The sequence below is a fragment of the Acinetobacter sp. AL9 genome (assembly GCF_041464035.1).
Taxonomy (GTDB): Bacteria; Pseudomonadota; Gammaproteobacteria; order Pseudomonadales; family Moraxellaceae; genus Acinetobacter; species Acinetobacter towneri.
The window spans coordinates 1-14057 of sequence record NZ_JAYFSK010000062.1 but is presented as its reverse complement, the minus strand read 5'-3'; the positions used below and the strand labels follow the sequence as shown (position 1 = coordinate 14057).

Here is a 14057-nt window from a genome sequence, read left to right as displayed (position 1 = left end):
AAATGTATATCGTTGGCAGAAGAAATTATTTAGACCAGTTATCAAAAACTTCATTGATGACTTTATTCTCGATAAAAATCATCTGCTACCACAGAGAATCTATAAATAATAGTGCGTAAGTCCTAACATAGATTTTCATTTTTTACTATAGCTAATCGCCCTAATGATCCATCTTTTGTTAATAATATATCATCTACTTTAGGACGACTTTTATTAGTCAACTTTTGTTCATAAGCTACTTGTGTTGTTTTTCTGGCTGTTGTGAAATTAATTTTACCATTAACAATATCTTTTGCGGTTACTTTCCATGGTCCTGTATCTGAATCAGGCATAGGATTAGTAAAACCGTAAGTAATAAATTCCAAATAATCTTCTAGCAAAAATATATTCTTAAACACAAAACTACCCTTCTAAATCTCTCATAATCGCCCAATAGCCACGAGTCCCACCCACACGCTCAAGCCAATCTGCATCTTTTAAGTTATTCAAATGCTTTTTCACCGCGGACTCATTAATACCGAGCTGCTCCGCCATAGCACGATAGGAAACTTTCGGATTGTGCTGAATTAAATCTAAAATCTCTTTTTGCCGATCTGTCAGCATACTCTCTTGGATTGAGCTACCTATTGAGCCACCTATTGAGCCACCTAGTTGCTCAATCGAAGGACGGTAAAACTCCCAATCAACAAAATCACCTTGTGCTTTCAATTGAGGTTCGGCATTACCTGCCTGCAAACATAGATCTTTAATACGAGCAATCCCACTGCCCCACTGCTCGATATAACCCAATTCTTTAAACACACGAGCCAAGACACGGTTACGAATCTCGGAACGACCTTGTGCCAAATCTTCTTCAGTCAGTCCATTGGGCAAACCACCCGGTGATACAATATTCAGGATGTCATCATAAATGCCAACCTTAATATCACGCCCTGCATTGCTATAATCACGGTGCAGCACTGCATTCACCAAGGCTTCACGAATAGCAGGAATAGGGATCTCATAGCTTTCTGTACGTTGTAACCCTAAAATTTCTGCTCGTAGATGCAGATGATTCTTGATGAATTGCTCTGTTTGCTTCAACTGGCTAAATAAGTCTCCACGGTATTCTTTTTTATCCAAAAACACCGTCATGGTCGTGCCTTTAAAGCGGCTGCATTTCATCTCAACCTGCTCATAAAGCCCCAACAAAATGAGTAACCCATGACTTGGGTAATCCTGTCCATTCTGCTGAATGATCAATTTAAGATTACGCATTTTCTGCAAAGACAGCTCTTTACCCAGATCAGCAAAGGCTTGCTGTAAAGGCTGTAAATCGATGTCATCTAAACTGTATTGTGGATTCGGCTGTTCATCAAAAGTCTGGTTCAGACGTTGCAATTCAAGTTGCTGGATATACTCAGGCGATGCCAAACGATTACTTGCACCCAAACGGATATAGGTTCCCTGTGCCTTACCTTGCGGCTTGAGATAATAAGGCAATAACGAACCACGACTGACTTCAATCACTAGCAACTCTATGCCTTGGATATTCTCGATATAAATATACGGTAGAATATTGGGCGCACACAGCTCATTGATCATTGAAGTGATCTGATCTTGCAGCTCAAAAATATCATCTTGAATACCTACGAGTTGGCGATCATCACTTACACCCACTACCAATTTACCACCACTGGTATTGGCAAAAGCAATCAGGGTCTTTGCGACCTGTTGCCCTTTCGGTAACTGCTCTTTAAATTCAAGGGTTTGACTTTCACCCTTCTGAATTTCTTGCAATAAAGGATGATCAGAACTCATAACCCAAGCCTTTTAGATTCTTTTTAATCTCACTTTCCAAGACCGCACTTTCAGCAAATTGTTCTTTGAGCTGAGCGGTCAAACGCAGCATTTTCTCAGCGAATGGCTCGCCATCATCTTCCTGCTCGACTGCACCCACATAACGTCCTGGAGTCAATACATAGTCGTGCTTTTGTATATCTTTTAACTCAGCAGAGAAGCAAAAACCTTTCTCATCTTGATAGGCTTCGCCTTCAAAATTTTCGCCTTGTTGCCAAGCATGTAAAGCATTGGTGATTTTGGCAATATCTGCATCGGTAAAGTCACGCAGTACGCGATCTTTCATGTAGCCCAAATTACGGGCATCGATGAACAGAGTCTTGCCTTCACGGTTGGCTTTCTTTTTATCTAAAGACAAGCCATTCTTTTTGTCCTTGGTTAGAAACCAGATACAGGCTGGAATTTGCGTGTTGGTGAACAGTTGTCCTGGTAATGCAACAATACATTCCACCAGATCGGCTTCGATCAGGTTCTTACGAATCTCGCCTTCATTATTGGTATTGGAACTCATTGAACCATTGGCAAGTAACAATGCCATACTGCCTGTAGGTGACAGATGGTGCAGCATGTGCTGCATCCAGGCAAAGTTGGCATTACCTTGCGGTGGCGTGCCATACTTCCAACGCACATCACTTTCTAGAGAAGCATGCCACCAATCCTTGATATTAAAAGGTGGGTTGGCCATCACAAAGTCAGCACGTAAGTCTGGATGCTGATCCTCTAAAAAGCTGTCTGCATTCTTTTTACCAAAATTAAAATCAATCCCACGAATCGCCATGTTCATGGCGGCCAGTTTCCATGTGGTCGGGTTGCTCTCCTGACCATAAATAGAAATATGCTTTTTCTGCTCTGATGCTTTGTAACGCTTTTCCTGTGCATGTTGTTCAATAAATTTTTCACTGGACACAAAGAATCCACCTGAACCCATTGCAGGGTCATACACACGACCTTTATAAGGCTGCAACATTTCAACAATTAAGGTGACGATACTTTTAGGCGTGTAGTACTGCCCACCTTGCTTCCCTTCAGCCAAGGCAAACTGTCCCAAAAAGTATTCGTAGACGTGCCCAAGGATATCTTTGCTGTGCAGACTGAGTTGCTCACCGTTATATTCTGGATTAGTAAAACTGGTGTCAGAAAAAGTATTGATCAGATCAAGTAGCTTGTCATTGTCCAGCTGATACTGTCCAATACGATTCAGAATACCTTTTAGTTTTGGATTGGCTTTTTCAATTTCATCAAAAGCATTATCAATCAACCAAGATACAGAGCGTAACTTCACGTCCTGTCCTTGCTCATCCTGCCAAATGATTGAGCCAATTGGTAAAGCTGCTGCATTGCGGATACTTAACCAACGTGCTGCTTTGGGCACCCAAAATACGTTTTTTTCTTGGTAGTAATCCAGTATTTCTAGTTCATCAGCAATAGCCTGTTGGTATTCTTCATCGCTATCATAGTGATCACGTGCCATGTAGTAGATATTGTTGTCATCTTGATGAGCGAATAAAGTCTTGAGCTCAGATTGCCGTTCATCAAAAGCATCTGAAACGTACTTTAAGAAAATCAGCCCTAAAACAATATGCTTGTAGTTAGCAGCATCCAGACTGCTGCGTAATTTATCGGCGGCTTTCCAAAGCTTGTCATCTAAGTCATTTAGAAATTTTTGTTCCAATGAATGCATTTTATTTCCTCAATCCAAGATCAACCGCTTTGGTTTTATACTTAATGTTAAACAATGTTGCTAAGTTAGCATATCTATGACTTATTAAAAGTCATGCACTTAACAAAAAAATTAGGAATTAATTCAGGCTTGTCATTTTAACGAGATAACCATAGCGAATATAGTCCTTTAACAACTGCTACGTCTTATAATGTCGTAAAAAAAAGAGCAACCTAGAAAGTTGCTCTTTTCCAACCAATCGATTAATTGACGGGTCTGACTGATCGCTGCAACCCTTGCTGAATATCCTGCACAAACCCTTCAGGCGAAGCTTGTTGCTCCACCGTACGGTTTTGTTCTTGTTCAGGGTAGTATTCCTCCAGCACATCTAACCCTTCCTCTATATCCGTTTCAAACCGTGCATTGGCAAAACCCTTCCTTGCGGTAAAGTCTAAAGCTTCCTGATCAAACCCCGCTTGCTTGCTCTGTTCATCAATTTGCTTCGCCTGAATAATCGCCTCATTCAAGCTAATCCCTTCTCTTAAAGTCAGATCCACGTAATAGACTGGCTGACGATAGCTCTGTGTCGTACTCTTACCACGCAATATCAACTGCAAGGGTAGACATGACAACAAACCATTAGACGCTGCATGGTAATAACTCAGTCGCGCAGCCAAAGTCCGAATACTGTTAAAGCCTGCGGTTCTAAAGATAAAGGTGCCAAATTCATCAGAATCATCCAAATTCACATGCAGGCGACCGTAGGGCTTGCAGTTCCCTCCTTGAGCCAATGGGCATAAATCAGGGGATGGACAGGGATGTTGCTCTACACCTTGATTGGTTAAACGCTGGCATGTTTCACCGTTACCGACACAGACTGGCCGTCCAGTCTGACGGTCAAATAGGCTGTATTCTGCACGTAGGTTTAAGTCAGGATCATTGAAGATCATTCTGACCGGGATTGAGCGTAACTTTTGATTGAGAATATTCGCTCGAAGCTGATCATCCAGTGGATGTTTTATCCAACCACTCTCTTTGCTTTGGATTTGGCTGGTAATGGTGAATTGGTCATCCTTTTCAGGGATGCGTTTCCCATTCTTTTCGACAACCTTGCCGATACTGATCCGCCCAAGAATTGGCGGTGTAATGGCTAGACCTTTAATCATGTTGCAATTCCTCTGTCGTTGATATGTTTAGATGTGTTGCACTGTTTGCTTAAATTAAAATCGGCATAAAAAAATCCCATGCAGGGCTGCACGGGATTTCAGATTGCTTCTTGCTGAGTGATTAACTCTAAACTTTGAGCTAATCGTGATAAATGTTGAAACGACGGCTGCCTGCTTTCTGCAATGGGTATTGTTGGATGAGTTCAGGTTGGTGCTGAAGTAAGGACTTGGTATCCAGACTGATACTGTCCTTGCTCTTCTTCCATGTCACCGAACCTTGCTGAAATACAGCACGTTCATGTTCCTGCATCAGTGCCTGAACTCGGTGTTTGAGTAGATCAAACTGGCTTTGGTGCTGTTCAAGCTGCTGTTTCTCCTGTATCAGCTGATCAAACAGTTCATTGGCAAGCTTCACCTCCGTTAGATCAATACAACTCAGTGGGGTATGTTCAGGATAGAGCTGTTGTAAAGCTTTGGCTGCCGATTCACTGGCATCCACTGCAGGCGGAACGTCATTTTCAACACATTCCCAAAACAACCGTTCTGCCTGAATGATCTGTTCAATCAAAGCTTCATTACGACTGACTTTGTAGATTTTGGTTTCCTGCCCACACAGCAACACACAAATATGTGCCGCTTGTTTACCTGTCACCGCCAGTTGGTGTTGTACCTGACACAGCACATACAGAGGTACACCCACCTTCCACAGCTTGGCTCCATATTCACCTGCGGTTTTGCATTCTAGGATTTGCACGTCTTCATTGCCCACCACGGCATAATCCAAGTTTGCCAACATAAAGGCTTTATCAGGATCAGGGTGCTGTAACACCGCATTGACCCGACGGACTTTATTATTGGTGTGCATGCTGTAGTATTCAGCCACTAGCGGTTCTAACTGCTTGCCCCAATATAAAGGTGCATGCCCTGAGCTTTCATTATCAATGTTTTGCTGTACACGTCCTGTTTTAATCATCCACAGTTCTAGCATCGACATATAAGGATTTATGCCACAGGCGGCTGCGGCATCACTGCTGCCTATTCCCTGCTTACGCACTTCAAGCCATGCCTGATAGTCCAATTGTTTGGTGTTGATCAGACGTCTGGCATTTAAGCTACGTTTTGAACCTGATTGACTTTGTTTAAGCTTTTCATTGGCTACAGTTGGTAAATACTGAGATTGAGACGTTACTGTTGGGTTTATAATCTGATTCATGGGTTTATCCTTCTATCATTGATTTTAAAACGGCATAAAAAAAGCCACATCCGAAGATGTGGCAAAGAGGGATCGCTAATTAGGAAGACACTTGATCGTACTGATCACATGCCCTGATGGTAAAGTTTCAAGATTAAATTCAGCTTAAGCCACTAAGCGTAAAGCTTGCTCCAATCCACGTTGTTTCAATGCTGCCCCTGCACCAAACCATGCAGAGTCAAGGCGGTGATCGGTACTCATCGCACGACGTTCATGGTCGACAAATTCTGTGATTGCACAAAGTAGTCCATAAGCGGTGTCTTTGGCTGAAGATAAGTCTGCTCCACGTCCCTGCCCATTAAACATATTCATGACTTTGGTCATGGCACGTCCATTCGGTTCAGTTTTATTGGGCTGTGGATTGGCTTGAGATGCAACATTGCGGTAGTACTGAATAATATTATCCTCCTGCTCCATCGCACTTAGGCTATTGTTGTTAAATACCGCATCAAAATAAGCCGCTGCTTCTTTCTGCGTGACTTTACGCTGGGTGAGTTGTTTCATTTCATACATGTGGTCGTACCATGTTTTCACTGAAATACCAAGTTGATCTTTGACTTTATCAGCATCAAACTTGGTACTGTGTGGTACTTTGACCACGCCTGCATTAGAACTCTGTCCACGCAAGGCAATCGCTAAAGTGTTGTTACACACCACACGGATATTGGTGAATTGTGCTGTGGTCGCCAACGTGCCGTCACATGCGGTTGCCAGCAGAATATAGCCATTGCTAACATCTCCACCTTTCAATTCTGCAGTTTGTCCTGTACGTGCCAAGGCCCAGAACTTTTTCCCACCCTTTAAGACACCTGCGGTTTCCAGTTCAAAGCCTGATTGCTCAGTCAGATCACGGTAGAATTCCAGAATCTCCATCGGTTGGACTTCTTGATAACGCTGACTCACCACCGATAAAGGAGCATGGTTATCTGAACGGTACAGTACCCGTTGTTCTTCATACGGCATGATGATGCTTTGTCCACGTGAGTTTTGAGCCATGTAGCTGACATTGGATGATTCAATGCGCCAGTCCATACCTGCTTGCTTGGCCCAGACTTCAATCGGTTGGTTTTGGCTAAGTTGATTGCCCAGACCATGCCATGGGGTTTGTCCGACATACGCCATTTGTTCAAGTTGATGTGCCATTTTGATTATTCCTCAAATAAAAGTGAAAGATGTAAAGATGCAGAAATGTGCTGTAAGGGTTTAAACAATCCATCTATTCAAAGATGTAACCGTGTAAAGTCAGAGATACGATTACGGCACCCATGCAAACGCTTGTTGGCAATCCAAGCAGACATACTGCTCGGCATTGCTGTAGTACTTCTCAAAGCAGTATTGGCTGACGACGACTAGGACGCCACCAATGACCACCCCGACCGTGGCGCCAATAAAAGGTGAAACGCCTGCTTTTTTTGCGACCTGCATACCAAACATCGCCATCTGTGTGGGGGAAATACAACGTTGCAGTTGTTCAAAATAGTTAAAGTTGGCGTTGCCTGAATCTGTCTGTCTGACATGGCTAGACTGACAGTAGGGACATTGAATAAAGGACATTGATATTCCTTGTGAAATGAATTCAGTACGAAGAGCTAAATTGAGGGCATAAAAAAACCGTGCCCATTGAGGACACGGTTTGATTTCGATTGTGGTTCGTCGTTTAGAATTAAAGGCCGCTATTGAAAGCTATAGCTTGCCGTGCCTTTTTCTGTTTCAACATCGACACGCACGACATTATCATAACCGCAGCCAGTTAATTTCAGCCTTAAACGTAGCCCCATTTTAAAATGCTGCGGGTATTCCAATGATCTGCGATACCCTTCATAACTGCATTCACCGTTGTTAATCAGCACATTGGTGACATTAATCGGATCTGGACTGTTAGAACGAATGCTGATGACATTTGCCGCTTGGTTTTGCGCATACCAGTTGCTGGTATCTACTACATTCATTTCAACAGTAAAAGTATTAGGATCAAGGCTAGAACTGCACCCTGACAGTATCATGCCTGCAGCAGCCGTTACTGCCAGCAGGATGGGTTTTAAATAGTGCTTCATAAAATTTATCCTCAGCAGTAGTTGTAGCTCACGCCGTAATCACCTGTCTCTAAATCAATACTAACCAGATGGATTTCACAGTCTGTTCCATTATCAAATTTATAGACGTAGTAACGGTTGCCCGCCTGTTCCGACTCTAATGCACCATGTTCCTGCAAGCTAAAACCGCTCACGGGTTTACCGGTATCTTTCGCAACTTTGGCAAAGACTAGCTGCTGGTACTTATCTACATTTTTCTGTTCAAATTCAGGCAGGTCTGCATAAGGAAGCATGGATAACACGGTATCTGCTGCTTTCAGGCTTTGATCCAGCTCAAAGTTCAGCAGTTCAGGTTCATGCAGTGAAGAGCTTGGTTGCTTGATTCCAGCAGTCAATTCCTCCACATCAATGCCATCAACTTCCGCAGCAGGAATGCCTTCTGAAGCAGCAGCTTCTGAAACTGGCATATCACTCGCGGCTGCAGTTGTTTGCACAGGCTTCTGAACGCTGGACTTGGTACTGAAAAAATAGAATCCAGACACGATAACAATGGTCAAGGCAAGAATAGCAGCTAGGCCTAATATAGTTTTTTGGTTCATCTCAAATCTCCCGCCTTTTAGTTCGGTACAGAGACTTGACCATTCTGAGCATTAAAGTGAACGAAGCGCGGACAACCACCCTGAAAGTTCACCGTGAAATTCCGCCAGCCACGATTGCCCGGATTGGTTTTATACATGCACTGATACACCCCGCCACCCAAATTTCGGGCTTGAACAAAATAGGCTTCACTGGCTTGCGCAAACCAGCCAGCCTGCGCCCATGACGCGCCTGCCAGCAGTGATGTAATCAGGGCAGTTTTTAGGAAAGTTTTTAACATAGTCATTTTCTCTTTTTACAGGCATCACTGGTCTTCAACAGATCCAGCGTCCCCTATGCAATATTTGTTGGAATGAATTTCTAAGTTTTTGAATTTTTTATAGACGATAAAGCGTACAGATCTACTTAGCTCAAAACAGCATTAGAGATTCATCTTCATATCGGTAATATGTATTTGAAAAAGTTTTATTCTTAAAAGCGATAGACACAGTTATGCATTGACTGCACAGCATCAGGTCTAATAACCCAACGGCACAAATACTGAAAAAGAGAAATATAAAAGACGGTATTGATGTAAGCGCATGGCGTACTCCTTTGTTTTAAAAGAATCCAGCCAAATCACTGCTAATATGATGGTGGCAGAACGAAGGAGGGTTAGCAGACTGGTAACAAAGAAACCAGCACGCGCAAGCGCGTCCCCCCTCCGCCCTACCGCAAAGAAAGGGGGACGAACGGGTCCACAACATGCAAAATGAGATTTCACATATTGTCTTTGTTAATGGGTCTGCTAAAACCCGCTGACGATGTAGGTCAGCAGGCTAAGGATAATCTGCACGTTATATAGCGTCAAGCAAGCTAAGTGAATGAATAGTGAAAATATTTAGAATTATGAAATGTTTGAATAAGAATATAGTTAGATTTAAATACAGTTTTTTAAACTACATTCCTTAATCTTCTAAATACAGCTAAAAAAAGCCAATCCAATCCGAAATTTGATGAGGGGTAGGTTGTGGGGTAAAATCAAAGACAAAAAATAAGCCCTTGTAAAAACAAGGGCTTATTTAAATATTTGGCGGAAGCGGTGAGATTCGAACTCACGGAGGACTCGCGCCCTCGTCGGTTTTCAAGACCGGTGCATTAAACCGCTCTGCCACGCTTCCATGTGGGCCATGATACGAAGCTTTTGATTTGATGACAAGTAAAAAATACCACTCAAGCACTCAAGTGAATATTGTTTCACCAAATCAGCGCTAAAGTTCATCAAAACAACAGCATAGCCACCTCACTTTTTAAAGTTTAGCAGCCAATTCAGCCCCTTCACGAATCGCACGTTTTGCATCTAACTCTGCAGCAAGCTTTGCACCACCAATAATATGATAGTTAGCCAAAGTATTTTCATCTGCCGCAGGCATTAAATCTTTAACCGACTCCTGCCCTGCACAGACTACAATGCTATCTACACGTAACAATTGGTCTTGACCTGCCATTTCAATCCACAAGCCTTCATTGCTGATGGCTTTATATTGCACACCACGTAGCATACGCACCGCATGTTTTTTCAACTGTGCACGATGTACCCATCCTGAAGTTTTACCCAAACCTGCACCTAAAGCTGTCGTCTTACGTTGCAATAAATAAATTTCACGGACTGGGGGATGAACTTCTGGAGCAAGCATACCACCTTCAGTCACATAGTTAGGATTCGGATCGACTCCCCACTCACGCTGCCAATCTGCCAAAGGCTGCGGTTGTGGCTGATGTTCAGGTTTCAGTAAAAACTCCGACACATCAAAACCGATACCGCCTGCACCAATCACAGCGACTTTTTGTCCAACAGGTGCACCACGTAATACTTCTGCATAAGACAATACTTGCGGTGCATCGCTGCCTTCAATTTTTAAAGCACGTGGTACTACACCTGTTGCAATGACCACTTCATCAAAACCTTCACGTTCGAGTTGCTCGCGGTTGACTTTGGTATTTAAACGCAAATCGACCCCAGTTTTTTCAATTTGCACTTTAAAGTAGCGAATGGTTTCGTGAAATTCTTCTTTGCCCGGCACGACTTTTGCCAAGTTGAATTGACCGCCCACTTCGTTGCTGGCTTCAAATAAAGTCACATGGTGCCCACGACTAGCAGCAACTGTAGCAGCAGACATTCCCGCAACACCACCACCGACAACTGCAATACGCTTCGGTTGCTTGGTTTTTTCATAGACCAATTCAGTTTCATAGGCTGCACGCGGATTGACCAAACAAGTCGCACGCTGATTTTTAAAGGTATGATCTAAACACGCTTGGTTACAGGCAATACAGGTGTTAATTTCATTGACACGATTGGTCGCAGTTTTATTGACCCAAAACGCATCTGCCAACAATGGTCGTGCCATTTGAATCATATCAGCTTTACCCGCTGCCAATATTTCTTCTGCAGTATCAGGCATATTAATACGGTTGGATGCAATTACAGGAATCTCAACGTGTTTTTTCACTTCTGCGGTGTAATCAACAAAAGCTGCGCGTGGCACAGAAGTCACGATGGTTGGAATGCGCGCTTCATGCCAGCCAATCCCTGTATTGAGCAAGTTCACACCCGCATGCTCTAAGGCTTTGGCAACGGTAATCACTTCGTGCATGGTATTGCCATCGTGGACTAAATCCAGCATCGACAAGCGGAAGCAGATAATAAATTTTTCACCCACTTCGGCGCGAATGGCTTTGACTACTTCTAAAGCAAAACGCATACGGTTTTCAATCGTACCGCCCCATTGGTCTTCACGCTGATTCACATGACGGCTTAAAAACTGATTCAGTAAATAGCCTTCCGAACCCATAATTTCGACACCATCGTAGCCTGCCATTTTGGCTAAACTAGCTGTTTTCGCATAATCTTCAATGGTATTTAAAATTTGTCTTTCACTCATTTTACGTGGTTTAAATGGTGAAATTGGAGATTTAATCGGACTTGCAGACACCACAAATGGTTGATAACCATAGCGTCCTGAATGCAGAATTTGCATTAAAATTTTCGCACCATGCTTATGTACGGCATGTGTCACTAATCGATGTGGTGCAACATCGCCCAATGTATTCATAGTACCGCCCGCAGGCAATAACCAGCCTTGACGGTTAGGTGAAATACCACCTGTAATAATTAAACCCACGCCACCTTTGGCACGTTCGCCAAAATAAGCAGCCAGTTTTGGATAATTATAAAAACGATCTTCCAAACCCGTGTGCATTGAACCCATCACGACACGGTTTTTAATGGTGGTAAATCCTAAATGTAATGGTTTTAGAATATTTGCATAGCGAGTTGTCATGATGAGTCCTTATATAATGAGCTTTGCAACTTGTTGCATGAATACTTTAACCGATTTTTATAAACTGTTTATGACTCTAAAGTTCGACTGTGTGGCGCAAACGTCAATTTATAGGGTCTGTTGACACTTCTTCTATGTTTGCGACGTGAGAGATATATCTCGCAAGGTTTTTTAGCTGATATAAGGCATGAGGCAGGAAATTTAGTCATTCTAAATGACTGACTCATAACGCAATAGCAGCAAAAAATATGCTTGTCCCCTTGCGCAGCAAACAAAGCAGTGCTTTGTTCTTGCTCATGTGGCTAAAACTTTCTCAGATTGCGTTATGAAACTTGGCAATAGACCCTAACTATTCTTGATATAAACTTGATATAAAACCGCCCAAAAGTAAAAGTGATTTTATTCTGCACCATCCCAATTGCAGGTTTTGATCTTCAACATCTATACCAAGTTTGCCATTTCTACATGAAAATTTAAGCCTGAACCTGATTTTTTTATCAAATGCGCTTTTTTAACGAAAACAAGCATTTTAAAGAGTGCTATAATTTGCAGTTTAGAATTCTCCTTGGCCACCAAATGTGGTGCCTATTTTAAAAAAGTTAGGACTAGCAATGACTGATAATGCAACTATCTTGCAGAATGTACCAGTAGGCAAAAAAGTCGGTATCGCCTTTTCTGGTGGTCTAGATACTTCAGCTGCTTTATTGTGGATGAAGCAAAAAGGCGCTGAACCATATGCGTATACCGCAAACTTGGGTCAGCCAGATGAAGATGACTATGATGCCATTCCAAAGAAAGCCGAAGAATACGGTGCGGTAAAAGCAGTCTTGGTTGACTGCCGTATGCAGTTGGCTTTGGAAGGTATTGCTGCCATCCAATGTGGTGCATTCCATATCAGCACAGGCGGTATACCTTACTTTAACACCACCCCGCTTGGTCGTGCAGTAACAGGTACAATGCTAGTGACTGCCATGAAAGAAGATGACGTAAACATCTGGGGTGATGGTTCAACCTATAAAGGTAACGATATTGAGCGTTTCTATCGTTATGGTTTATTGACTAATCCTGCGCTTAAAATTTATAAGCCGTGGTTAGACCAAACCTTTATTGATGAATTAGGCGGTCGTGCGGAAATGTCACAATTCCTTATCGACAATGGTTTTGACTATAAAATGTCAAAAGAAAAAGCTTATTCAACTGACTCAAACATGCTAGGTGCAACACACGAAGCGAAAGACCTTGAGTACCTAGATGCTGGCATCAAAATCGTTGATCCAATCATGGGCGTGGCGTTCTGGAAAGATGACGTTGAAGTTAAAGCCGAAGAAGTGTCGGTTACCTTTGAAGAAGGTATGCCAGTTGCATTAAACGGTCAGCGTTTTGAAAACCCTGTTGAGTTGATTCTTGAAGCGAACCGTATTGGTGGTCGTCATGGTTTGGGGATGTCTGACCAAATCGAAAACCGTATTATTGAAGCAAAATCTCGCGGTATTTATGAAGCACCAGGCATGGCGTTATTGCACATTGCTTATGAGCGTTTGGTTACGGGTATTCACAACGAAGATACTATTGAACAATACCGCATTAACGGTTTACGTTTAGGTCGTTTATTGTATCAAGGTCGTTGGTTCGATTCTCAAGCGTTAATGTTACGTGAAACTGCGCAGCGTTGGGTGGCTAAAGCAATTACTGGTACAGTGACTTTAGAATTACGTCGTGGTAATGACTATACCATTATGAACACTGAATCTCCGAACCTCACTTATGAAGCTGAGCGTTTAACTATGGAGAAAGGTGATTCAATGTTTACGCCAATGGATCGTATTGGTCAGTTAACTATGCGTAACCTAGACATTACCGATACACGCGCTAAATTGGGTCTTTATACCAATTCTGGCTTATTGTCGATTGGTTCAGGTTCTGCAGTCCCACAATTGAAAGACAAAAACAAATAATCACTTGGTGATGATTTTGTGAAATCGAAAGCCGCTCAAATTGAGCGGCTTTTTTATGTTTGTTTAAACATGAGGACTAAACAATTCATACTAAATGAAAGCTGCATTGACATACTCCCCCCACTTTCGTTTTCACTCAAGTGGGGGATTCTAAAAGCAAAGCTCTTAGGCGACTTCCTCACGGATTTCGCTTGCTTTCTGCTTCTTAGGGCGACCTTTACCGCATCCACCC

General features: G+C 42.7%; 12 protein-coding genes, 1 tRNA gene and 1 pseudogene. 2 read left to right on the top strand and 12 right to left on the bottom strand.

Annotation, left to right across the window (positions count from 1 at the left end; translation table 11 throughout):
* A pseudogene (locus tag ACEO2X_RS11700) lies at window positions 1-109 on the top strand (IS701 family transposase); the annotation flags it as partial.
* Between the two features lie 13 nt (window positions 110-122).
* On the opposite strand, the gene ACEO2X_RS11695 reads toward ACEO2X_RS11700, so the two are convergent.
* From ACEO2X_RS11695 to ACEO2X_RS11640, 12 genes are all read right to left on the bottom strand, one after another.
* Window positions 123-398, bottom strand: a complete 276-nt coding sequence (locus tag ACEO2X_RS11695) for a hypothetical protein (RefSeq protein WP_371972063.1) — start codon at window positions 396-398, stop codon at window positions 123-125.
* A gap of 4 nt (window positions 399-402) precedes the next feature.
* On the bottom strand, window positions 403-1800 hold the full coding sequence (locus ACEO2X_RS11690) for an RNA-binding domain-containing protein (RefSeq protein WP_371972062.1): 1398 nt from the start codon (window positions 1798-1800) through the stop codon (window positions 403-405).
* The gene (locus ACEO2X_RS11685) at window positions 1790-3520 is read right to left on the bottom strand and encodes a type I restriction-modification system subunit M (protein WP_371972061.1); all 1731 of its coding nucleotides are present in this window, start codon (window positions 3518-3520) and stop codon (window positions 1790-1792) included. The genes ACEO2X_RS11690 and ACEO2X_RS11685 overlap by 11 nt, the downstream gene beginning before the upstream one ends.
* Window positions 3521-3762: 242 nt before the next feature.
* Window positions 3763-4665: a hydrolase or metal-binding protein gene (locus ACEO2X_RS11680; protein ID WP_371972060.1), complete on the bottom strand. Its 903-nt coding sequence runs from the start codon at window positions 4663-4665 to the stop codon at window positions 3763-3765.
* Between the two features lie 139 nt (window positions 4666-4804).
* The gene (locus tag ACEO2X_RS11675; RefSeq protein ID WP_121533572.1) at window positions 4805-5878 is read right to left on the bottom strand and encodes a YqaJ viral recombinase family protein; all 1074 of its coding nucleotides are present in this window, start codon (window positions 5876-5878) and stop codon (window positions 4805-4807) included.
* A 144-nt stretch (window positions 5879-6022) separates the two neighbouring features.
* Window positions 6023-7060 (bottom strand): DUF932 domain-containing protein, encoded by a 1038-nt coding sequence (locus ACEO2X_RS11670; RefSeq protein ID WP_371972059.1) that lies wholly within the window; start codon window positions 7058-7060, stop codon window positions 6023-6025.
* 111 nt (window positions 7061-7171) lie between these two features.
* Entirely contained in the window at window positions 7172-7471 is a 300-nt protein-coding gene (locus tag ACEO2X_RS11665; RefSeq protein ID WP_121593913.1) for a hypothetical protein, read from the bottom strand.
* A gap of 119 nt (window positions 7472-7590) precedes the next feature.
* Window positions 7591-7971 (bottom strand): hypothetical protein, encoded by a 381-nt coding sequence (locus ACEO2X_RS11660; RefSeq protein WP_121533463.1) that lies wholly within the window; start codon window positions 7969-7971, stop codon window positions 7591-7593.
* Between the two features lie 11 nt (window positions 7972-7982).
* Window positions 7983-8549, bottom strand: coding sequence for a hypothetical protein (locus tag ACEO2X_RS11655; protein ID WP_136144061.1), 567 nt, complete (start codon window positions 8547-8549; stop codon window positions 7983-7985).
* Between the two features lie 17 nt (window positions 8550-8566).
* Window positions 8567-8827, bottom strand: coding sequence for a hypothetical protein (locus ACEO2X_RS11650; RefSeq protein ID WP_121533459.1), 261 nt, complete (start codon window positions 8825-8827; stop codon window positions 8567-8569).
* Between the two features lie 790 nt (window positions 8828-9617).
* Window positions 9618-9707: transfer RNA gene (locus ACEO2X_RS11645), tRNA-Ser, on the bottom strand.
* 129 nt (window positions 9708-9836) lie between these two features.
* A complete protein-coding gene (locus tag ACEO2X_RS11640; RefSeq protein WP_004972684.1) occupies window positions 9837-11870 on the bottom strand; it encodes an NADPH-dependent 2,4-dienoyl-CoA reductase in 2034 nt (677 codons plus the stop codon).
* Between the two features lie 611 nt (window positions 11871-12481).
* Here ACEO2X_RS11640 and argG point away from each other — a divergent pair.
* Entirely contained in the window at window positions 12482-13825 is a 1344-nt protein-coding gene (gene argG / locus ACEO2X_RS11635) for an argininosuccinate synthase (RefSeq protein WP_004972682.1), read from the top strand.
* Window positions 13826-14057: the final 232 nt, after the last annotated feature.

Bases quoted from the DNA above. Each gene is read 5' to 3' on its own strand.
- ACEO2X_RS11690 (WP_371972062.1), bottom strand. From the start codon at position 1,800: ATGAGTTCTGATCATCCTTTATTGCAAGAAATTCAGAAGGGTGAAAGT.
- ACEO2X_RS11685 (WP_371972061.1), bottom strand. From the start codon at position 3,520: ATGCATTCATTGGAACAAAAATTTCTAAATGACTTAGATGACAAGCTT.
- ACEO2X_RS11680 (WP_371972060.1), bottom strand. From the start codon at position 4,665: ATGATTAAAGGTCTAGCCATTACACCGCCAATTCTTGGGCGGATCAGT.
- ACEO2X_RS11675 (WP_121533572.1), bottom strand. From the start codon at position 5,878: ATGAATCAGATTATAAACCCAACAGTAACGTCTCAATCTCAGTATTTA.
- ACEO2X_RS11670 (WP_371972059.1), bottom strand. From the start codon at position 7,060: ATGGCACATCAACTTGAACAAATGGCGTATGTCGGACAAACCCCATGG.
- ACEO2X_RS11665 (WP_121593913.1), bottom strand. From the start codon at position 7,471: ATGTCCTTTATTCAATGTCCCTACTGTCAGTCTAGCCATGTCAGACAG.
- ACEO2X_RS11660 (WP_121533463.1), bottom strand. From the start codon at position 7,971: ATGAAGCACTATTTAAAACCCATCCTGCTGGCAGTAACGGCTGCTGCA.
- ACEO2X_RS11655 (WP_136144061.1), bottom strand. From the start codon at position 8,549: ATGAACCAAAAAACTATATTAGGCCTAGCTGCTATTCTTGCCTTGACC.
- ACEO2X_RS11650 (WP_121533459.1), bottom strand. From the start codon at position 8,827: ATGTTAAAAACTTTCCTAAAAACTGCCCTGATTACATCACTGCTGGCA.
- ACEO2X_RS11640 (WP_004972684.1), bottom strand. From the start codon at position 11,870: ATGACAACTCGCTATGCAAATATTCTAAAACCATTACATTTAGGATTT.
- argG (WP_004972682.1), top strand. From the start codon at position 12,482: ATGACTGATAATGCAACTATCTTGCAGAATGTACCAGTAGGCAAAAAA.